Below are 19,668 nucleotides of genomic sequence, written 5' to 3' on the forward strand. Positions count from 1 at the left end.
ATCGGCGCCGAGCACGAAGCCGCTGATCTGGCGCGACAGCGAGGCGGCGTTGCCGTCGCCCCGCGTGCGGCCGAAGGCGCCGAAACCCTGGCCCCAGAGGCCGTAGGCCCGCGGCGCGGCGAGCTGCGCCGGCACCTGGACCGGCGGCGCCACCCGGCCCGGCAGGTCGGCCGAGTAGGCCGCCGGCAGGCTGGGGGCCGAGAGACCTCCGAAGACCGGCGCGCCCGCGACGTCGCCCCGGCGCAGGCGGTCGAGGATCGCCTCGCGGACGAAGAACGCGGTCTCGAACTGCGCCGACACCGCGCTGGCATGGACCTCGCCCGACAGGGACGCGAAGGCGGAGCGCGCCGCCGCCGGATCGGTGTTGACCAGCACCGTCTCGTAGAGGGCGTTGCCGGCGCCGAGCGCCTCGATCGCCCCGCCGGTCGCCGCCTGGTTGCGGGTGGCGCCGACCGACGCGAAGGTGGTGGTGTTGCGCGCCAGCGTGAGCCCGACGCTGTCGGTGGCGTAATCGAGGTTCGCCCCGATGAAGGTGTAGCCCGGCGTCGCCGCATCGAACCGGCCGGTGATTCCTTGCGCGGCCGACAGGATGGCGGTGCGCTGGCCGAGCAGCCCGCGCAGGGCACCGGGGCTCAGGAGGGTGCCCGTCCCGTCGGACGCGACCGTCACAGTGCCGCCGTCGATCCGCGCGGCGCCGGTGGCGCTGATGCGGTCGCTGCGGCCCGGAGCCACCTCGACGGCGTAGAGCGAGCCCTGGGCGAAGCTGACGTTGCCGGCGACCGAGAGCGTGCCGATGCCGTTCCCGGGCGCCACGGTGCCGCCCGAGCGGACGTTGAGCCCGCCGAGGGTGCCGCTGCCGCCGAGCGTGCCGCCCGCATTCACGTTGGCAACCGAGGTGATCGACCCGTTCACGGCGAGCAGGCCGCCGTTCACCTCCGTGCTGCCGGTATAGGTGTTGAAGCCGGTCAGGATCAGCGCGCCGTCACCGGCCTTGGTCAGCCCGCCATGGTAGGTGCGGGTCAGGAAGGCCTGGTCGCGCGCCTCGCGCCAGGTGTACTCGGTCTGCTGGTCGGCGGTCGCGCCCGCCGGCAGGCCGGCGCTCCAGCCGCGGGCGGCCTTCACCTGCAGCCAGGTCGCGTGCTCGGCGCCGTCCTCGACCTGGCGCTGGCGCAGCGCGGCGTCCGAGATGTCGTTCGACCAGATGTCGGCAGTGCCGCCCGGCAGGGTGGCGGTGAAGCGGCCGAGGAACTGGCCGGGGCCGTTCATCGCCTGGCCGAGGTCGATCTTGCCCCAGCCGAAGGTCTCGTTCGGCATAGTGGCCGGGCCGCTGCCGAGATGGGTCGCGGTGGTGAGCAGCACGTCGCGCGCCTGCTCGTTGGTCATGTACGGGTAGCGCTCCATCACCAGCGCCAGCGCGCCGGTGACGTGGGGCGCCGACATCGAGGTGCCGCTCTTGGTGCCGTAACCCGCCACGCCCGTGGTCGAGGTGACGGTGCTCAGGATCCCGCGGCCGGGCGCGGCGATGCACCAGTACTTGGCGAGCCCGCAGCGGTTGAACGCCGTGCCGTCGTCGATGGTCAGGCCGGACGCCGCGATCCAGCGCGATTCGAGGTCGGGCTCGAAATAGGGCAGGGCGGCGCGCACCGTCGGGTTGTTCACCCCGGCATTGCCGGCGGCGAAGACCATGACCGTGCCGTATTGCCGGGTGGTCTCGGCCACCGCGTCGAGCCAGTCGAGGCGGCCCTGGAACTTGGCGTAGCCGGCCGCGACCCCCGCGAGGGTGTTGTAGTTCTCGGAGGGCGGCGGGCTGCCCCAGGACGAGTTGATCGCCCGCGCGCCGGCCGCCGCCAGGTTGCCGTAGGCAGCCTTGAAGTAGGCGTAGTCCTGGTTGGCGCCGTAGATCGAGGAATCGGTGGCGTTGGTGTTGGTGGCGAGCAGGGTCGCCCCGAAGGCGACGCCGTGCATGCCGGTGCCGTCGCGGCGCGCCACGATGGTGCCGTCGACATGGGTGCCGTGGTCGTCGTTGACGCCGCGGATCCAGGTGCCCGGCACCGAGAAGGCGCTGCCCGCCGTGAACGGGTCGCTGCGCACGCCCGCGGCGGTCTCGTAGCGGTAGCCGTTCGAGAGGTAGGTGCCCTGGACGGTGAGCGGGGTCACCTGTCCGGCGAATTCCGGATGGGTGGCGAGGAAGCCGGAATCGACCGAGCCGACCACGACGCCCCGCCCGGTGATGCCGCGGGCATAGGCCTGGTCGGCCCGCATCGAGGTCAGGCCCCAATCGCCGAGATATTCCGGCGTGCGCCAGCTCGCCGCGTCGCCGAGGCGGCCCGGATCCTGGGTGCCGGACGACTGCGCCAACGCTGCGTAAGAGATCGTCGAGCAGAGGAGCGAGATCAGGCCGCGCGCAGCCATCGTCTTGCGTCTCGACTGTGTCTGAACTTGCATCAAATTGCCTCGATCTGGGCGTGGGCTTTGCAGCCTTCTTCTTCGGGAACGGCGCCCGTGAGCGCTGGATGCGAGCGTAGCCGCGAAAAAGCCCGATTGGGGCCACGGATGTTTCGCATTCGTATATTTCCGAGCCGTCGTTGCAGAAACGTCACGACGGCGGCATCGCCCGGGCCCGCGACCGGGAACTGATACTCCTTGGGAGCATTGATCGGGCATTCCCCGCGAGGTCCCGGCATGACCCAGCAGATCCCGATCGGCCCCGATTCGGTCGACGACGTGCCCGCCGGCCCGGACGGCACGCACGCGCTGCGCGCGGACCTCGCCTACCAGCGGCACGTCCTCGTCAACGTCGCCTATCTCGGCCCGCCCGGGGCCGGGGACCGGGGCTGGGTGCTGGTCGATGCCGGGATCATGGGATCGCGGTCCGCGATCGAGGCGGCGGCCGCCGCCCGCTTCGGCCAGGGTGCGCGCCCGGCGGCGATCGTCCTCACCCACGGCCATTTCGATCACGTCGGCGCGCTCGAGGACCTGGCCGAGGCCTGGGATGCGCCGGTCTGGGCGCATCCGCTCGAGCGGCCCTACCTCGACGGCAGCGCCGCCTATCCGGCGCCGGATCCGAGCGTCGGCGACGGGCTCGTCGCCCGTCTCTCGCCGCTCTTTCCCACAAGGCCTGTCGATGTCGGCGCCCGCCTGCGCCTCCTGCCGGAGGATGGGAGCGTGCCGCCGCTGCCGGGCTGGCGCTGGATCCACACGCCCGGTCATTCCCCCGGTCACGTCTCGTTCTGGCGCGCCGCCGACCGGACGCTGGTCGCCGGCGACGCCTTCGTGGCGACGGCGCAGGAATCGGTCTACGCCGTCGCGACGCAAGCGCCCGAGATGCACGGGCCGCCGCGCTACCTCACGGTCGACTGGGATGCCGCCGGACGCTCGGTCGCGACGCTGGCGCAGCTCGAACCCGAGCTGGCGCTGACCGGCCACGGCCGGCCCCTGCGCGGTCCGGGCCTGCGGCAGGCCCTGCACGACCTCGCCCGCGACTTCGCGTCGGTGGCGGTGCCCGAGACGGGGCGCTACGTCGAGGCCCCGATCCGGGCCGGCGATCCGGCGGCGACGCCGAAGCCCTGAGCCCCGCTCTCCCCGCTATCCACATCGGCCGCCGGATGCGCGAAGGCAGCTTGACCGGACCGGCCTCGCCGTGGCTTGTTCACGTTATGTTCTAACGTGAGTCGGCGGCGCCGGCCTCGTGCAGCGGTGAGCCTGAAGCCATGAACGGCGTCATGAACCACGACCCGGCGGAGCGACGCGACGGCCGGGGGCCGGGCGTCGAGACGATCGCGGTCGCCTACCTGACGGCGGCCGGAGGGGATGCCGGCCTGGCGCTCCGCCGGGCGATCGCCGACGCGCTCGCCGATCTCGGCGAGGCCGAGCGGAGGACGCGCCAGCGCGACCGGCTGATCTCCCGCGGCTACGTGCGGGCCGGTCCGATCGGGCGGGGGTGACGGAGCGTCGGAGGGCGCTGCCCCCTGGACCCTCCCGCGCGGAGGGGAGAGGGTTGGGCCTCCCGCCCCGCCAGAGGCCGTCTTGCCGAACGGCCCATCCGCCGCGCCGCGTCGCGTGCGCGCCGGCACATCGACCCATGCCCTCACCGGACTACGCATCCCTCACCAGCCGGGACGTTCACCCATGTCGATTGCACCCATGTCGATTGCACCCATGTCGATTGCCATGTCGATCCACGCCACCCGCTACGACATCCGCCGCGACCGCGACGGCTGGACCGTCTACGACGTGCGCTCCGGCGCCATCGCGGTGATCGACGACGTGCTGCAGGTCGGCCTCGCGATGGAGGAGGCCGACGCGGTGGCCGATGCGCTCAGTGCCGAGTGCCCCTCGGCGGCGCTCGCCGGCCTGATGCCCCGGTTCGCCTGGTTCCAGCTTCCGGCCAGGCCGTGAGCGCTCTCCCGGCGAAGCCCTGATCAGGGACGGAAGCCCTCGAACACCATCTGGTCGGCATGCGCCTGGGCGAGGCGCACCTGCGCGTCGGTGCGGACGGTCCAGGTCATCACCGGCATCCGCCCGAGCAGGCGGCAGAGATGGGTGGCGGCGTTCGGCAGGTCGTCGACGCGCCAGGACAGGAAGTCCGGCCGGCTCTCCGCAACATGCAGCAACTGGCCGAGCCCGTGCCGCTGCGCCTCGGTGAGAGTGGCGTAGGACGGGTCGTCGTGCCGGCTCTCGGCCACGATGCCGCGCGGGATGCCGGGGATCAGGTCGGCGAGCGCCCCGACGATCACCGGATCGAACGACTTCACCGCGACCGGACCGTCATAGGCGGCCACGATCTCGGCGGTCCGGCGGGCGAGCGCGAGGTCGCCGTCGTGCCGGGTCTTCACCTCGACGATCAGCGGCGTGCGGCCGGCGATCTTGTCCAGGAATTCCGGCAGGGTGGGCACGCGCTCGGCGCTGCCGAGCACCGTCAATCGCCCGAGATCGGCGGCGTCGCGCTCGCGCACCACGCCCTCGGTCCCGGTGAGCCGGCCGAGGCCGGCATCGTGAAACACCATCGCCTCGCCGTCCCGGCTGAGCTGGACGTCGCACTCGATCGCGTAGCCGCCCGCGATCGCGGCCTCGGCGGCCGCGATCGTGTTCTCGGGGATGCCGGCGGCACGGTCGTGCAGGCCGCGATGGGCGATCGGGCGGGCGGTCAGCCAGCCGGGGGCGAGGCGGTCTGTCATGGTATCAGGGAACCTCGGATCACCGGACCTCGAACAGGCCTTCGACCTCGACCACCGCGTCGAGGGGCAATTCGGCCACGCCGATCGTCGAGCGGGCGTGGCGGCCGCGCTCGCCCAGCACCTGCACCATCAGGTCGGAGGCGCCGTTCATCACGCCCGCCACCGCCGAGAAGCCCGGCGCCGCGTTGATGAAGCCGCCGAGCCGCAGGCAGGACACCACCGCGTCGTCGAGGTTGCCGGCCGCCGCCCGCAGCTGCGCCAGGATGTTGAGGGCGCAGTGACGCGCGGCCTCCGCCGCCGCCTCGGGCGAGACCGCGGCGCCGACCTTGCCCTTGTGGGCCGGGTCGATCTGGCCGTCGGCGCCGAAGGGCAGCTGGCCCGAGATGATCACCAGGTTGCCGCTGCGCTGGAAGCCGACATAGTTCGCCACCGGGGCCGCGGCCGGCGGCAGGGTGAAGCCGAGCTCCTTCAGGCGGTCGAGGGTCGCGCTCATCTGTCAGGTCTCCCACCAGGCCCGTCCGGGGCGTGCCGCCCGCCGGAGCGATCAGCCGGTCCGTCGTCCCGCGGCGGTCCCGCCGCGGCGCGGCCGAGCCCGGCCGCTCCCCGGTCTGTGCCCCGAAGGAAGTCCGGCCGCAACCCCGGGCGGGGCTCCTCTCGCCGTCATCTCGGCGTCATCTTCACGGCCGGCGTTGACAGGGCGCGCTCGTTCCATAGTATCCGCGCGCGCCGCCCTTCGAGGCGGCGCTTTGTTTTCCGGTCGACCGACTCACTCGACCGCGACGGAGACGAGATCGTGACCTCCTCGCTGCTGCCGACCTACGCCCGGGCCAAGGTGTCCTTCGAGCGCGGTGAGGGCGCTTGGCTCATCGCCCGAGACGGCTCGCGATACCTCGATTTCGGCGCCGGCATCGCGGTCAACTCGGTCGGCCACGGCCACCCGCACCTCGTCGCCGCGCTGACCGAGCAGGCCCAGAAGGTCTGGCACGTCTCGAACCTGTTCGAGGTGCCCGAGGCCGAGCGGCTGGCCCAGCGCCTCGTCGAGGCGAGCTTCGCCGACGTGGTGTTCTTCGCCAATTCCGGTGCCGAGGCCAACGAGGCCTGCATCAAGATGGCCCGAAAGTACCACGCCGCCGGCGGCCATCCGGAGCGCTACCGGATCGTCACCTTCGAGGGTGCGTTCCACGGCCGGACGCTCGCCACCATCGCGGCCGGCGGCCAGCAGAAGTACATCGACGGCTTCGGCCCGAAGGTGGACGGCTTCGACCAGGTGCCGTTCGGCGACCTGGAGGCCCTGAAGGCCGCGATCACGCCCGAGACCGCCGCCCTGATGATCGAGCCGATCCAGGGCGAGGGCGGCCTGCGGGTGGTCTCGCACGAGTGGCTGCGCACCCTGCGGGCGCTCTGCGACGAGCACGGCCTCCTGCTCATCATGGACGAGGTCCAGACCGGCATCGGCCGCACCGGCAAGCTCTTCGCCCACGAGTGGTCGGGCGTCACGCCCGACATCCTGTCCTCGGCCAAGGGCATCGGCGGCGGCTTCCCGATGGGCGCCTGCCTCGCCACCCGCGAGGCGGCCCGCGGCATGGTGGTGGGCAGCCACGGCACCACCTTCGGCGGCAACCCCCTCGCCATGGCGGTGGGCAACGCCGTGCTCGACATCGTGCTGGCGCCGGGCTTCCTGGAGCAAGTGCGCCAGACCGGCCTGCTCCTCAAGCAGCGGCTGGCCTCCCTCAAGGACCGCCACCCGGACATCGTCGACGAGATCCGCGGCGAGGGCCTGATGATGGGCCTGCGCCTCGTGGTGCCCAACACCGAATTCGCCGCCGCCGCCCGGGACGAGCACCTGCTGGTGATCCCGGCCGGCGACAACGTCGTGCGCCTCCTGCCCCCGCTGATCATCGGCGAGGGCGAGGTGGCCGCGGCACTCGACAAGCTGGAAGCGGCCTGCGCCGCAATGGAAACGAGGGGCCGGAGGGCCGCAGAGTGATGAACGCGCCCGTGAAGATCGCGCCGGCCCCCCGGCACTTCCTCGACCTGACCGACTTCTCAAGCTCCGAGCTGCGGACGGTCCTCGATGCCTGCGCCGACCTGAAGCGGCGCCGCCGCAAGGGCGAGCCGCCGGCGGAGCGGCCGCTCGCCGGCAAGTTCCTGGCGATGGTGTTCGACAAGCCGTCGACCCGCACCCGCGTCTCGTTCGACGTGGCGATGCGGGAACTCGGCGGCGAGACCCTGATGCTCACCGGCCGGGAGATGCAGATCGGCCGCGGCGAGACCGTCGCCGACACCGCCCGGGTCCTGTCGCGCTACATCGACGCGATCATGATCCGCATCCTCGACCACGGCATGATGCTGGAACTCGCCGAGTACGCCACCGTGCCGGTGATCAACGGCCTGACGAAGGACTCGCACCCGTGCCAGATCATGGCCGACGTGCTGACCTTCGAGGAGCATCGCGGCTCGATCAAGGGCCGCACCGTCGCCTGGTCGGGCGATGCCAACAACGTGCTGGCCTCCTGGGCCCACGCCGCGGCGCGCTTCGACTTCACGCTCAACGTCGCCTGCCCGCCCGAGATGCCGGTGCCCGAGAGCCTGATCGCCCGCGCCAAGGCCGAGGGCGCGACGCTCAACATCACCGCCGACCCGTTCGAGGCGGTGGCGGGGGCCGATTGCGTCGTGACCGATTGCTGGGTCTCGATGGGCGACGAGGACGAGGCGCACCGCCACAACCTGCTGATGCCCTACCAGGTCAACGGCCGGCTGATGGCGGCGGCGGCCAAGGACGCGGTGTTCATGCACTGCCTCCCCGCCCATCGCGGCGAGGAGGTCACCGCCGAGGTGATCGACGGGCCGCAATCGGTGGTGTTCGACGAGGCGGAGAACCGGCTCCACGCCCAGAAGGGCATCCTGGCCTGGTGCCTCGGCGCCGTGCCGTGAGGGTTTGACCGGCGGGCCGGCGGTTCCGTCCCCACGCTTCGATCCTCCGCCACGTCATCCCGGGGCTCGGCGAAGCCGAGAACCCGGGATGACGTGGCGTGGGTGAAGACCGGGGGGCCGGCGGACAGGCTCGGGCTTCATCCCCCGGTAACCCCTTCGAAAACATCGCCGGACCCTCCATATACCAGGATACGCCGGTCTCTCGCCGCGGCGTCTCCCGCCCCATCCCTCCGCCTGCCCGCTCGTTGCGAGGACTAGCGGCGCGGCTCGTGCGGAAGGCTCCTCGCCGGGAGACCTTCATCATTGGCGCGAGAGCCGGCCTTCAGGCTTGCCGGCGGCGGTGAGAGCATGTCCGAGACCACGTCCCCTCAGAATCCCGAAGGCCGCGACGACGCGATCCTTCCCTTCGCGGTCGAGCCCCTCGACGTGCGCGGCCGCGCCGTGCGCCTCGGCCCCTCGATCGACACCATCCTGCGCCGGCACGGCTACCCGGACACCGTCGCGCGGCTCCTCGGCGAGGCCGCGGCGCTGACCGTGCTGCTCGGCTCCTCGCTCAAGTTCGAGGGCCGGTTCCAGCTCCAGACCAAGTCCGACGGCCCGGTCGACATGGTGGTGGTCGATTTCGAGGCGCCCGACCGGTTGCGCGCGACCGCGCGCTTCGATGCCGGGCGCGTCGCCGCGGCGGGGCCGCGCGCGGACACGGCTCAGCTCCTCGGCCACGGCCACCTCGCCATGACCATCGACCAGGGCTCGGCCCAGAGCCGCTACCAGGGCGTGGTTGCCCTCGAAGGTCAGGGCTTCGAGGAGGCGGCGCACCAGTATTTCCGCCAGTCCGAGCAGATCCCGACCCGGGTGCGCCTCGCCGTCGCCGAGCAGGTCGAGGGCGGCGGTCAAGCCTGGCGCGCCGGCGGCCTGCTGATGCAGTTCCTGCCGCACTCACCCGAGCGCGCCCGCCTCGCCGATCTGCCGCCCGGCGACCTGCCGGAGGGGCACGCCCTCCTCGACGACAGCGCGAACCGGGAGGACGACGCCTGGGTCGAGGCCAAGTCGCTCGTCGCCACGATCGAGGACCACGAACTCGTCGATCCCACCGTGTCGAGCGAGCGCCTGCTCTACCGGCTCTTCCACGAGCGCGGCGTGCGGGTGTTCGAGGCGCAAGGGGTGCACGAGGCCTGCCGCTGCTCGCGCGAGCGGGTGATGGGCATGGTCCGCAACTTCTCGGCCGAGGAGCGCCGCGACATCGTCGGCGAGGACGGCCGCATCGGCATCACCTGCGAGTTCTGCTCGCGGCACTACGATCTCGATCCGGCCGAGGTCGAGGCCGAGATCGCCGGCGGCCCGCAGGGCTGACGCGGCGAAAGGGGAGGGCGCGAGGGAACCTTTCGCACCGCAACCGACTCTTCCTGCGCCCGAGCGTGTCGGGCGCACGCAGTCGGAGCCGTCGATGTCCCGCCCCCTCCTCGCCGCCGCGTTCCTCCTCGTCGCCGGCGCCAGCGCCGGACTGGCGCAGGATGCCGGCGGTCCCAAGCCCGTGCCGGGCACCCCCGCGACCCTCAACAACGACCTGCGGCCGACCTTCGTCGCCCAGGCGCCGAGCGACCTCGTCGCCACGAAGCTGATCGGCCAGAACATCCAGAACGGCGCCAACGAGACCATCGGCTCGATCGCCGACATCGTGCTCGGGCCGGATCTGGCGGTGAAGTCCTACGTCGTCGGCGTCGGCGGCTTCCTCGGTCTCGGCACCAAGTACGTCTCGGTGGCGAAGGAGGCGCTGCAGGTCACCCGGGTCGACGACAAGACCCTGAAGGCGGTGATCAACACCGACAAGGACCAGCTCCGCGCCGCGCCGGAATACGTCTATCTCGGCCAGCAGCCCGCCAAGGCGGATGCCTCGAAGACCGATACGTCCAAGACCGGCGCGCAGGCGACCGACACGTCGAAGCCCGACGTTCCCGCCGCGACCGGCACCACCACGACCCAGCCGGCGCAGCAATAGGCGTCTCCGAGCTTGGCGGGGCGGCGGCCTGCACGGCACGCTGCCGTCCGGTCCGCCAAAGCGCCTCGCCCTCTCCCGTGTGGGAGAGGGGATCCCGCGGCTCAAATCGACCGCATGAATGATCTTGGAGAAGGCGAATCCAACCTCACGCCGGGCTCCACCCCGCCGCGCAATCCCGCACCAGCTGGCGCAGAAACGCCTCGCCCGCCTCGAACGCCGCCAGCGTGATGTACTCGTCCGGCTGGTGCGCCTGGTCGATCGAGCCCGGGCCGCAGACCACCGTCGGCAGGCCGGCGAGCTGGAAGCGGCCGGCCTCGGTGGCGTAGGGCACCGTGATGGTGTGGTTGCGGCCGGCGAGCCGGAGCGCCAGGCGCTCGGCCGGAGAGCCGGGCTCGGGCGCCAGGCCCGGCACCGCGGCGTCCTCCTCGGTCTCGATGTGCCCGTAATTGCCGAAGCGGTTGAGCCGCTCGCGGGTCACTCGCTCGACTTCCGCGGCGAACAGGCCCGGGATCTCGTCGCGGGGGAGATCGGGCAGGCCGCGGAACTCCCACTGGAACTCGCACGATTTCGGCAGGATGTTGCGGGCGGTGCCGCCGCCGATCACCCCGACATGGACGGTGGTGTAGGCCGGATCGAACCGGCCGCTGGCGTCGCCCTTCGCCGCCATCCGGTCGGCGATGCGGTTGAGCCCCGCCACCAGCTCCGCCGCCGCCATCACGGCGTTGGCGCCGAGCGCGGGCTTCGAGGAATGCGCCTCGTGGCCGTGGACGGTGGTGCGGTAGGTGTAGATGCTCTTGTGGGCGTCGGCGACTTCGAGGTCGGTCGGCTCGCCGACGATCACGGCGCCGGGCCGCGGCAGGTCTTTCCCGAAGCGGGCGATCACATCGACCACGCCGAGGCAGGTCAGCTCCTCGTCATAGGAGAGCAGGATGTGGATCGGCGTCTTGAGGTCGGCCGCCAGCATCTCCGGCACCAGGGCGAGGCAGAGCGCATCGAAGCCCTTCATGTCGACGGCGCCGCGGCCATAGATCTTGCCGTCGGCGACGCGCAGGGTGAAGGGGTCGCTGGTCCAGGATTGTCCCGCCACCGGCACCACGTCGGTATGGCCCGACAGCACCACGCCGCCGTCCTGCATCGGCCCGATCGTCGCGAACAGCGCCGCCTTGTCGCCGGCCTCGTTCGGCGCAATGACGTAGGGCACGCCCCAGGCGTCGAGATACTCGGCCACCCAGCGGATCAGCGGCAGGTTCGACTTCTGGCTCTCGGTGTCGAAGGAGACCAGCCGGGCGAGGAGTTCGAGCGGGGTCAGGCGGGGGCCGGTCTGGGTCATCGGGCGGGCTGTTCTCGCGGCGGAGGGAGCCGTGTCATAGCCCAGCCGGAGCGCTCTCGACAGCCGACCGGATGCAGGCGCCCCCAGACACCCGAGCACGGGTGAGCGTCAGTGCATCACCCGGCGCACATGCGGCGAGTCGAGCGAGAAGGCGGGGATCGCCGCCTCGAAGCTGTCGCCGTCGGCGGTGGACATCGTGTAGGTGCCCTCCATCGTGCCGTCCGGCGTGGTGAGGGGGCAGCCGCTGGTGTAGCTGAACGACTCGCCGGGTCCGAGCACCGGCTGCTTGCCGACCACGCCGGCGCCGCGGACCTCCTGCATCTCGCCGCGCCCGTCGACGATGCGCCAGTGGCGGGAGCGCAGCTGCACCTGCTCGCTGCCGTTGTTGGTGATCTCCACCGTATAGGCGAAGAAGTAGCGCCCGCTGTCGGGGGAGGATTCTTCTTCCACGAAGCGCGGCTGCACCGACACGCTGATGCCGCGGGTCTCGGCCTTGTACATCGGGGAACCTCCGCTGGCGGCCCGCGAGCAAGCGCGACGGCCGGCGGGCGTCGTGGTACGTCCGGCCTTCCGGATCGTCAATCGCCGCGAAGTGCGGTCGGTAATCCTGCACGAGGCGCCCCACCCCGTCATGCGGCTTCCTTCCTCGTCCACAGCCGTCGCGGGCCTCGCGGCCGCGCTGGCGCTGGCCCTGCGCGCCGATCCGGTCTGCCTCGCCCTCCTCGTCGTCTGGCGCGGGCTCGCGCATCGGGCGTCACCGGGTTCGGTGGGGGAGGGGCCGTGGCTGCGCGTCGCGCTGGCGCTCGCGTTCGCCTGGCGGATGCCCGGCTGGCCGGCAGCGGCGCTGCTGGCTTCTCTCCTCCTGGAGATCGCAGCGGCGCGGCTCGCGGGCTGGCTCGCGGCGCGACGCGGGATCGCCCTGCCGGGCCTCGAGCTCCACACCCTCATCCTGGCCGGCGGGCGGGCCGCCGACACCGTCGCGGCCCTGGTGCTCGCCGCCGCGATCCTGCTGCCGGAGCGGGCGGCGCCCCTCGTCGCGGCGCTCGCCGGCCTCACCGCCATGGGGGCGATCGCCCGGGCGAGCCTCGCCATCGTCCTTGTCCGCGGCGTGCGCGACGAGGCGTGATAGGCTCTTCACGTCGTGGAAACCCCGCTCCTGCGACAAAGGCCCGTTGAGGATGGACGTGTCATGGTGAAGCTCGTGGACGGGATTCAATCGGCGGAGGGCATCGCGGCGCTCGCGAGCGCCGGGGTGATCCGGCCGGCCAGCCCCTTCGCGGACGACCAGATCCAGCCGGCGAGCCTCGACCTGCGCCTCGGCGCCCGGGCCTGGCGGGTGCGGGCGAGCTTCCTGCCGGGGCGCACCCGCGACGTCGCCGCCTGCCTCGAGAAGCTCAAGCTGCACGAGATCGACCTGCGCCAGGGCGCGGTGCTGGAGACCGGCTGCGTCTACATCGCCGAGCTGCAGGAGGGCCTGGCCCTGCCGCCGGACCTCGCTGCCAGCGCCAACCCGAAGAGCTCGACCGGGCGCATCGACGTGTTCACCCGCGTCATCACCGACCAGGCGCGGGAATTCGACATGGTCGAGGCCGGCTATGCCGGACCGCTCTTCGCCGAGATCTCGCCCCGCACCTTCCCGGTCCTGGTGCGCACCGGCTCGCGCCTGTCGCAGCTACGCTTCCGCCGCGGCGCGGTGCGGCTCGACGATGCGGCGCTCGCCCGCCTGCACGCCGCGACCCCGCTCGTCGATTGCGCCGACCCGTCGTTCCAGGGCGGCGTCGCGGTCTCGGTCGATCTCTCCGGCTTCGACGGGCTGATCGGCTACCGCGCCAAGCGCCATACCGGCCTCGTCGATGTCGACCGGCCGCGGTCCTACCCGGCCTCCGAGTTCTGGGAGCCGCTGCGCGCCGACGGCTCCGGCACCCTGATCCTCGATCCGGGCCAGTTCTACATCCTGGCCTCGAAGGAGGCGGTGCAGGTGCCGCCGGATTTCGCCGCCGAGATGGTGCCGTTCGATCCTCTCGTCGGCGAGTTCCGGGTCCATTACGCCGGCTTCTTCGATCCCGGCTTCGGCCATGCCGAGGCCGGCGGCACCGGTGCTCGCGCGGTGCTGGAGGTGCGCTCCCGCGACGTGCCGTTCATGCTGGAGGACGGCCAGATCGTCGGCCGCCTCGTCTACGAGCGCATGGCGACCCGCCCCGCCGCGCTCTACGGCAGCGCCGCCGGCTCGAACTACCAGGCGCAGGGGCTCAAGCTCTCGAAGCACTTCGTCTGACGTCGCCGGGTTTCCGGCTCACACCATGGTCGCCTCCGTCGGCCCGGGACGCCTCTGCGTCCCGGGCCGTTCGCGTTCGGGGCCGCTCTGCACCCTCGCGGCGAAAAGACGGCTCCGGCTTCCGCCTGAAGTCTCTCCCCGTGAAGAGCTGCCGCCGTACCTTGATCTCGATCAACTCAGTGTAGGATCTAACGGACGGTTTAACTTAGACTATCGCAGATACTGATATTTACCATTTGTTAGACCGATTCTCGACAATCGAGGCCTGCGAGATCGCAGGGCGATGATTGTGCCGCCTGTCGATCGAAGCCAATGCAATCGCGCAAAGGGGGCGATCGTCATGCTGTCCGTTCACGCAAAGAGCGATAGGGTCTCGTTCCTTAGGTCGGTCAAGTTCAAGATCATCGCCGCTTCCAGCACTTGCGGCCTCGTCGCCTCGATGCTGATCGTCGGATTCGGCGCCTACTCGACGATCAGCAACAGTCGCCTCGTCACCAAGACCTTCGAGACGGTGCTCGACGAGAAGAGCCGCAGCTATCTGCAGGCGATCGCGGCGAACCAGGCGACGACGATCCAGCACAAGCTCGACTTCGCCTTCGCGGCGGCGCGCAACACCTCGGGCATCCTCGAGGCGCTGACGACCGGCAAGGCGGGCGCGAGGCCGGCGCAGATGCGCACCGTGCTCAACGACTTCCTGCTCGGGGTGCTGAAGCGCAACCCGGATTTCAACGGCACCTACAGCGCCTGGGAGCCGAACGCCCTCGACGGGGCCGACGAGAGCTTCGCCGGCCGGCGCGACACGGGTGCGGACGCCACCGGCCGGGCATTGCCCTACTGGACCCGCACCGCCGGCGGCCAGATCGCCGTCCAGCCGCTGGTCGAGTTCGACAGCCGCGACCTGCACCCGAACGGCGTGATGAAGGGCGGCTGGTATCTCGGCCCGAAGGAATCCGGCCGCGAGAGCCTGCTCGCGCCGCTGCCCTACGTCGTCCAGGGCCAATCGGTCTACCTTGCCACCATCTCGGTGCCGATCGCCGTCGGCGGCCGGTTCGCGGGCGTCGCGGGCACCGATTTCGACCTGTCCTTCGTCCAGAAGGCCGCCGAGGCCGCGAGTGCCGCGATGTATCGCGGTGAGGGCTCGGTCACGATCGTGTCGCAGGCCGGCCTGGTGATCGCTTCGAGCCGCGATGCGAGGCGCATCGGTCATCCCCTCGGCGAGGGCGACGCCGGCTGGACGGCCTACGATAAGACGATCCGGTCGGCGCAGAGCTTCGTCGGCTACGACGAGACGCTCGACGAGTTCCGGGTGATCGCACCGGTCGGCCTCGGGCGGACCGGTACCGCCTGGTCGATCCTGATCGCCCTGCCGCGCGCCGCCGTGATGGCGGATGTCGCCACCCTGGGCGCCGACCTCGCCAGCCGCTCCCGGAGCGACCTCTCCTGGCAGCTCCTCGTCGGCGTGCTCGTCGCCTTCGGGGCGATCGGGGTGATGTACGGCTTGGCCAGCAACCTGGCGAACCCGCTCTCGCGGCTGGCGCTGGCCCTGCAGGCGATGGCGCGCGGCGACGATATCGGGGCGATTCCGGGCTCGGACCGCAAGGACGAGATCGGCGCCGTCGGCCGCGCCGTCGAGGCGATTCGCGCCCTCGTCTCCCGGCGCGCCGAGGAGCAGGCGGAGATCCGGCGGGCGGCCGAAGCCGCGGCGGCGGCCGAGCGGCAGCACGCCATGGCGGCGCTCGCCGACACGTTCGAGCGGGCGGTCGGCGGCGTGGTGGGCCTCGTCTCCTCCTCGGCGACCGAGCTGCAGGCGACCGCCCACGGCATGACGACCAGTGCCGGCGAGACGGCCAGCCGGTCGGCCTCGGTGGCGCAGGCGGCCCGGGAGGCGGCCACGAATGTCGGTACCGTGGCGGCGGCGGCGGAAGAGCTCGGCGCCTCGGTCCTGGAGATCGGCCGGCAGGTCCACGGCTCGGCCGAACTCGCCCAGGCCGCGGTGCGGCAGGCCGACGAGACCGCCGGCCTCGTCAACGCCCTGACCCAGGCGGCCGCGCGCATCGGCGACGTGGTCAGCATGATCTCGACCATCGCCGGGCAGACCAATCTTTTGGCGCTGAACGCGACGATCGAGGCGGCCCGGGCCGGAGAGGCGGGGCGCGGCTTCGCCGTGGTGGCGGCGGAGGTCAAGGAGCTCGCCAACCAGACCAGCCGGGCCACCGACGAGATCGCCCGGCAGATCGCCCAGGTCCAGGGCGTGACCGGCCAGGCGGTCGGCGCCATCGGGTCGATCACCGGGCGGATCCGCGAGATCGACGCCCTCGCCACCGCCATCGCGGCGGCGGTGGAGGAGCAGTCGGCGGCGACCCAGGAGATCGTCCGCAACGTCGCGCAAGCCGCGACCCGCACCGGCGAGGTCACCGGCACCATCGCCGGGGTGGCGAGCGCCGCCGAGGGCGCCGGCGCCGCGGCCTCGCAGGTTCTCTCTTCCGCTTCCGAACTGTCGCGCCAGTCCGAGCACCTGAACGCGGAGGTCTCGCGGTTTCTGGTCTCGGTGCGGAGCGCCTGAGGAGGGCGGGGTCTACCCCGCCGCCGCCTCGTCGAGGAGCCAGACCGTCTCGCCGGCGGCCCGCACCCGGCCCGCCGGCAGGTCCTCGCCGGCGGCGAGGCGGGCAAGCGGCGCCCGCTTGCCGGCGCCGGTGACCAGAAAGAGGGCGAGCGGCGTCGCCTCCAGCGCCGGCAGGGCGAGGCTCACCCGCGGCACGAAGGGGGCGAGGCCCGCCTCCGGCACCGCCACCACCCAGGCCTTGCCCTCGCCCGCCTCGGGCTTGCCCGGAAACAGCGAGGCGGTGTGCCCGTCCTCGCCGAGGCCGAGGAGCACGCCGTCGAAGAGCGGCTTGGCCGGATCGAGCCGGTCGGCGCCGTACCAGGCCTCGAGCGACGCCGCGTAGGACGCGGCGCAGGCCTCCGGGGTCCCGTCTGTCGGGATCGGGTGCAGGCGACCGCGTGGCACGAGATCCCCGAACGCCTCCTCGGCGAGGCGCCGGTTGCTGCCGGCCTCAGGCCCGTCGCCGACCCGCTCGTCGCCGAAGAACCAGTGCAGGCGGTCCCAGGGCAGCCGGTCGCGGAAATCCGGCCCGGCGAGCAGCCGGTAGAGGAGTTTTGGGGTCGAGCCGCCCGACAGGCAGATCCCGATCCGGTCCTGCTTGGCCGCCGCGATCCCGACCAGTCGCTCGGCCGCCGCGCGGGCGACTGCCTCGGCGTCGGGCAGCACCCGATGGCCTGCGGGGTTGGTGCTCATGTCGGATGCTCCAGCGAGCGCCAGGCGCGCCCGTCGCTGGTCAACAGTGCGTCCGCTTCCTTGGGTCCGGCGCTGCCGGCCTCGTAGGGGATCGTTTCCAGCTGCCCCTGCGCCGCGGCGTCGAGGATCGGCTGGACGATGCGCCAGCCGGCCTCGATCATGTCGGCGCGCTGGAACAACGTCGGGTCGCCGATCATCGCGTCGTAGATCAGGGTCTCGTAGCCGGTGCTCGGCTCGGTCTTGAAGTAGTCCTTGTAGCAGAACCGCATGTCGACGCTGCCGAGGCGCACCGCCGGGCCCGGGATCTTGGCGCCGAATTGCAGCGAGATGCCCTCGTCGGGCTGCAATTGCAGCACCAGCCAGTTCGGCACGTCCTCGCGGACGTTGGTGCCCTTGAACAGCGAGAGCGGCGCCTGCTTGAAGCGGATGGCGATCTCGGTGTCGCGCCGGGTCATCGCCTTGCCGGTGCGCAGGTAGAACGGCACCCCGGCCCAGCGCCAGTTGTCGATGCCGAGCTTGAGGGCGACGAAGGTCTCGGTGTCGCTGTCCTTTGCCACATCCGGTTCGTCGCGATAATCCTTCACCGCCTTGCCGTTGACGGTCCCGGCGGTGTAGCGGCCCCGCACCGCGTCCTCGATCCGGGCCGAGGGGGTGGCGAGCAGCACCTCCTCCTTCTTGTCGCGCACGGCCTCGGCCTCGAACGAGATCGGCGGCTCCATGGCGACCAGCGTGTAGAGCTGGAAGAGGTGGTTCGGCACCATGTCGCGGAGCGCACCGGTGGCCTCGTAGAACTTGCCCCGCCCTTCCACGCCCACCGTTTCCGCGACGGTGATCTGGACATGGTCGATGTGGTCGCGATTCCACAGGGGCTCGAACAGGCCGTTGCCGAACCGGAACGCCATGATGTTCTGCACCGTCTCCTTGCCGAGGAAGTGGTCGATGCGGAAGATCTGGTCCTCGGACAGGACCTTCAGGATGTCGGCGTCGAGCTTTTCGGCCGAGGGCAGGTCGTGGCCGAACGGCTTCTCGATGATGACGCGGCGCCAGCGCTCGTCGTCCTCCTCGGTCAGCCCGGCCTCGCCGAGCTTGGCGATGGTGGGCCCGAACAGGCCGGCCGCGACCGCAAGGTAGAATAGGACGTTGCCGCCAGTCTCGGTCCCCGAGACCTCCGCGATGGCGCCCTTCAGCTCCTCGAAGAACGCCGAATCCGAGAGGTCGCCCGAGCGGTAATGGACGCGGCCGACGAGGTCGCTCCACACGCCCTCGTCGAACGACCCGCCGCCGGCCTCGCCGCCCTTGGCGGTGAGGAAGCCGCGCACGGTCTCGCTCAGCTCGTCGCGGAACTCCTGCGAGGACATCTCCGTGCGGCTGACGCCGATCACGGAAAACTCTTTCGGCAGAAGGCCCCAGCGGCCGAGATTGTAGAGCGCCGGCATCAAGAGCCGGTGGGTGAGGTCGCCGGTCGCCCCGAAGATCACCAGGGTGCAGGCGGGCGGGGGGGCTGCCCCCTCGGCCATGGCGGAGGTCATTTCGGCTCCTGGTGGCCGCCGAAGCCCTTGCGCATCGCCGAGAGCAGCTTGTCGGCGTAGGTCGCCTCCTGACGCGAGCGGAAGCGGGCATAGAGCGCGGCGGACAGGACGTGGGCCGGGACGGCCTCCTCGATCGCGGCGTTCAGCGTCCAGCGGCCCTCGCCCGAATCGGCGACGTGGCCCGAGAAGGCGTCGAGGTTCTCGTCGCCGGCCAGTGCCGTGGCGGTGAGGTCGAGGAGCCAGGACGAGACGACGCTGCCCCGCCGCCACACTTCCGCGATGTCGCCGATATTGAGGTCGAAGCGCTGCGCCTCCGGCAATTCCGAGGAATTGGCGTGCTTGAGGATGTCGAAGCCCTCGGCATAGGCCTGCATCAGGCCGTACTCGATGCCGTTATGGATCATCTTGACGAAGTGGCCCGCGCCGCTCGGCCCGGCATGGATGTAGCCGTGCTCGGCCCGCGGGTCGCGGCCGTCGCGGCCCGGCGTGCGCGTGACCTCGCCGAGGCCGGGGGCGAGCGTCTTGAAGATCGGGTCGAGCCGGTCGACCGCCGCCTTGTGGCCGCCGATCATCATGCAGTAGCCGCGCTCCAGCCCCCAGACGCCGCCGGAGGTGCCGACATCGACGTAGTGCAGGCCCTTCTCGTTGAGCGCGGCGGCGCGCCGGACGTCGTCCTTGTAGAACGAGTTGCCGCCGTCGATGATCACGTCGTCGGGCTGCATCAGCCCGGCGATTGTCATCACCGTCACCTCGGTCGGGTCGCCCGCCGGCAGCATCACCCAGGCGGTGCGGGGCACGTCGAGCTTGGCGACGAAATCCTCGAGGCTGTCGGCGCCGACGGCGCCCTCCTGCACCAGGGCCGCCACGGCCTTGGGATCCTGGTCGAACACGACGGCTTTGTGCCCGTTGCGCAGGAGCCGCCGGACGATGTTGCCGCCCATCCGACCGAGACCGACCATGCCGAGTTGCATCGTGTCACTCCTCGCCGGCGAGGCCGGTGCCGGCGGCCCGTGGGCGTGGGGGCCCGTCAAACGTTCAACAATGGCCCTCTCTCCCGCAAGCCAAACTGTTCACACGCTGCATTCCGCACCCACTCCCGCTTCAAGGCGAAGCGCTTCCCCTCCCCCTTGTG

18 protein-coding genes are annotated in these 19,668 nt (G+C 71.6%); 10 read left to right on the forward strand and 8 right to left on the reverse strand.

Going from position 1 to position 19,668, the window contains the following annotated elements; genetic code table 11:
• A partial coding sequence (locus tag QR78_RS24635; RefSeq protein WP_048430236.1) for an autotransporter serine protease occupies positions 1-2,412 on the reverse strand: 2,412 nt, incomplete at its 3' end.
• A gap of 270 nt (positions 2,413-2,682) precedes the next feature.
• Here QR78_RS24635 and QR78_RS24640 point away from each other — a divergent pair.
• From QR78_RS24640 to QR78_RS24650, 3 genes are all read left to right on the forward strand, one after another.
• Positions 2,683-3,570, forward strand: a complete 888-nt coding sequence (locus QR78_RS24640; RefSeq protein WP_048430237.1) for an MBL fold metallo-hydrolase — start codon at positions 2,683-2,685, stop codon at positions 3,568-3,570.
• A gap of 140 nt (positions 3,571-3,710) precedes the next feature.
• On the forward strand, positions 3,711-3,944 hold the full coding sequence (locus QR78_RS24645) for a hypothetical protein (protein WP_244276589.1): 234 nt from the start codon (positions 3,711-3,713) through the stop codon (positions 3,942-3,944).
• Positions 3,945-4,158: 214 nt separating this feature from the next.
• Positions 4,159-4,398: a hypothetical protein gene (locus QR78_RS24650; protein WP_048430238.1), complete on the forward strand. Its 240-nt coding sequence runs from the start codon at positions 4,159-4,161 to the stop codon at positions 4,396-4,398.
• 23 nt (positions 4,399-4,421) lie between these two features.
• Here QR78_RS24650 and QR78_RS24655 read toward each other — a convergent pair whose 3' ends face one another.
• Positions 4,422-5,177, reverse strand: coding sequence for a glycerophosphodiester phosphodiesterase family protein (locus QR78_RS24655; protein WP_048430239.1), 756 nt, complete (start codon positions 5,175-5,177; stop codon positions 4,422-4,424).
• Positions 5,178-5,196: 19 nt separating this feature from the next.
• Entirely contained in the window at positions 5,197-5,670 is a 474-nt protein-coding gene (locus QR78_RS24660) for a RidA family protein (RefSeq protein WP_048430240.1), read from the reverse strand.
• A gap of 300 nt (positions 5,671-5,970) precedes the next feature.
• On the opposite strand from QR78_RS24660, the gene QR78_RS24665 reads away from it, so the two are divergent.
• The 4 genes from QR78_RS24665 (at position 5,971) to QR78_RS24680 (ending at position 10,107) form a co-directional block, all read left to right on the forward strand.
• Positions 5,971-7,164: an aspartate aminotransferase family protein gene (locus QR78_RS24665; protein ID WP_048430241.1), complete on the forward strand. Its 1,194-nt coding sequence runs from the start codon at positions 5,971-5,973 to the stop codon at positions 7,162-7,164.
• On the forward strand, positions 7,164-8,111 hold the full coding sequence (gene argF, locus QR78_RS24670; protein WP_048430242.1) for an ornithine carbamoyltransferase: 948 nt from the start codon (positions 7,164-7,166) through the stop codon (positions 8,109-8,111). The genes QR78_RS24665 and argF overlap by 1 nt, the downstream gene beginning before the upstream one ends.
• A 348-nt stretch (positions 8,112-8,459) precedes the next feature.
• On the forward strand, positions 8,460-9,461 hold the full coding sequence (locus QR78_RS24675) for an Hsp33 family molecular chaperone (RefSeq protein ID WP_048430243.1): 1,002 nt from the start codon (positions 8,460-8,462) through the stop codon (positions 9,459-9,461).
• 94 nt (positions 9,462-9,555) lie between these two features.
• Positions 9,556-10,107 carry a PRC-barrel domain-containing protein gene (locus tag QR78_RS24680; RefSeq protein WP_048430244.1) on the forward strand — a complete coding sequence of 184 codons (552 nt, stop codon included), beginning with the start codon at positions 9,556-9,558 and terminating at the stop codon, positions 10,105-10,107.
• Positions 10,108-10,252: 145 nt separating this feature from the next.
• Here the strand turns inward: QR78_RS24680 and argE are convergent, their stop codons facing one another.
• Together argE and apaG are read right to left on the reverse strand one after the other, a co-directional pair.
• Positions 10,253-11,437 (reverse strand): acetylornithine deacetylase, encoded by a 1,185-nt coding sequence (argE, locus tag QR78_RS24685; protein ID WP_048430245.1) that lies wholly within the window; start codon positions 11,435-11,437, stop codon positions 10,253-10,255.
• A gap of 108 nt (positions 11,438-11,545) precedes the next feature.
• Positions 11,546-11,938, reverse strand: coding sequence for a Co2+/Mg2+ efflux protein ApaG (gene apaG, locus QR78_RS24690; RefSeq protein WP_048430246.1), 393 nt, complete (start codon positions 11,936-11,938; stop codon positions 11,546-11,548).
• A gap of 130 nt (positions 11,939-12,068) precedes the next feature.
• On the opposite strand from apaG, the gene QR78_RS32090 reads away from it, so the two are divergent.
• The 3 genes from QR78_RS32090 (at position 12,069) to QR78_RS24705 (ending at position 16,275) form a co-directional block, all read left to right on the forward strand.
• Positions 12,069-12,563 carry a hypothetical protein gene (locus QR78_RS32090; RefSeq protein WP_053225606.1) on the forward strand — a complete coding sequence of 165 codons (495 nt, stop codon included), beginning with the start codon at positions 12,069-12,071 and terminating at the stop codon, positions 12,561-12,563.
• 63 nt (positions 12,564-12,626) lie between these two features.
• Complete coding sequence (locus QR78_RS24700; protein ID WP_048430247.1) at positions 12,627-13,712, forward strand: 2'-deoxycytidine 5'-triphosphate deaminase; 1,086 nt, start codon at positions 12,627-12,629, stop codon at positions 13,710-13,712.
• Between the two features lie 340 nt (positions 13,713-14,052).
• A complete protein-coding gene (locus QR78_RS24705) occupies positions 14,053-16,275 on the forward strand; it encodes a methyl-accepting chemotaxis protein (protein ID WP_048430248.1) in 2,223 nt (740 codons plus the stop codon).
• Positions 16,276-16,287: 12 nt separating this feature from the next.
• Here the strand turns inward: QR78_RS24705 and pgl are convergent, their stop codons facing one another.
• Genes pgl through gnd form a run of 3 tightly spaced genes read right to left on the reverse strand, consistent with a single transcriptional unit; the run spans position 16,288 to position 19,507 of the window.
• Positions 16,288-17,007, reverse strand: a complete 720-nt coding sequence (gene pgl, locus QR78_RS24710) for a 6-phosphogluconolactonase (RefSeq protein ID WP_048430249.1) — start codon at positions 17,005-17,007, stop codon at positions 16,288-16,290.
• Positions 17,004-18,536 carry a glucose-6-phosphate dehydrogenase gene (gene zwf, locus QR78_RS24715; RefSeq protein WP_048430250.1) on the reverse strand — a complete coding sequence of 511 codons (1,533 nt, stop codon included), beginning with the start codon at positions 18,534-18,536 and terminating at the stop codon, positions 17,004-17,006. Before zwf ends, pgl begins: the two co-directional genes overlap by 4 nt.
• Positions 18,533-19,507 carry a phosphogluconate dehydrogenase (NAD(+)-dependent, decarboxylating) gene (gnd, locus tag QR78_RS24720; protein ID WP_048430251.1) on the reverse strand — a complete coding sequence of 325 codons (975 nt, stop codon included), beginning with the start codon at positions 19,505-19,507 and terminating at the stop codon, positions 18,533-18,535. Before gnd ends, zwf begins: the two co-directional genes overlap by 4 nt.
• Positions 19,508-19,668 lie beyond the last annotated feature (161 nt).

The sequence above is a fragment of the Methylobacterium indicum genome (genome assembly GCF_001043895.1).
GTDB lineage: Bacteria > Pseudomonadota > Alphaproteobacteria > Rhizobiales > Beijerinckiaceae > Methylobacterium > Methylobacterium indicum.

Coding starts and splice junctions, on each gene's coding strand:
- QR78_RS24640 (WP_048430237.1), top strand. CDS start 2,683: ATGACCCAGCAGATCCCGATCGGCCCCGATTCGGTCGACGACGTGCCC.
- QR78_RS24645 (WP_244276589.1), top strand. CDS start 3,711: ATGAACGGCGTCATGAACCACGACCCGGCGGAGCGACGCGACGGCCGG.
- QR78_RS24650 (WP_048430238.1), top strand. CDS start 4,159: ATGTCGATTGCCATGTCGATCCACGCCACCCGCTACGACATCCGCCGC.
- QR78_RS24655 (WP_048430239.1), bottom strand. CDS start 5,177: ATGACAGACCGCCTCGCCCCCGGCTGGCTGACCGCCCGCCCGATCGCC.
- QR78_RS24660 (WP_048430240.1), bottom strand. CDS start 5,670: ATGAGCGCGACCCTCGACCGCCTGAAGGAGCTCGGCTTCACCCTGCCG.
- argF (WP_048430242.1), top strand. CDS start 7,164: ATGAACGCGCCCGTGAAGATCGCGCCGGCCCCCCGGCACTTCCTCGAC.
- QR78_RS24675 (WP_048430243.1), top strand. CDS start 8,460: ATGTCCGAGACCACGTCCCCTCAGAATCCCGAAGGCCGCGACGACGCG.
- QR78_RS24680 (WP_048430244.1), top strand. CDS start 9,556: ATGTCCCGCCCCCTCCTCGCCGCCGCGTTCCTCCTCGTCGCCGGCGCC.
- argE (WP_048430245.1), bottom strand. CDS start 11,437: ATGACCCAGACCGGCCCCCGCCTGACCCCGCTCGAACTCCTCGCCCGG.
- apaG (WP_048430246.1), bottom strand. CDS start 11,938: ATGTACAAGGCCGAGACCCGCGGCATCAGCGTGTCGGTGCAGCCGCGC.
- QR78_RS32090 (WP_053225606.1), top strand. CDS start 12,069: ATGCGGCTTCCTTCCTCGTCCACAGCCGTCGCGGGCCTCGCGGCCGCG.
- QR78_RS24700 (WP_048430247.1), top strand. CDS start 12,627: ATGGTGAAGCTCGTGGACGGGATTCAATCGGCGGAGGGCATCGCGGCG.
- QR78_RS24705 (WP_048430248.1), top strand. CDS start 14,053: ATGCTGTCCGTTCACGCAAAGAGCGATAGGGTCTCGTTCCTTAGGTCG.
- pgl (WP_048430249.1), bottom strand. CDS start 17,007: ATGAGCACCAACCCCGCAGGCCATCGGGTGCTGCCCGACGCCGAGGCA.
- zwf (WP_048430250.1), bottom strand. CDS start 18,536: ATGACCTCCGCCATGGCCGAGGGGGCAGCCCCCCCGCCCGCCTGCACC.
- gnd (WP_048430251.1), bottom strand. CDS start 19,507: ATGCAACTCGGCATGGTCGGTCTCGGTCGGATGGGCGGCAACATCGTC.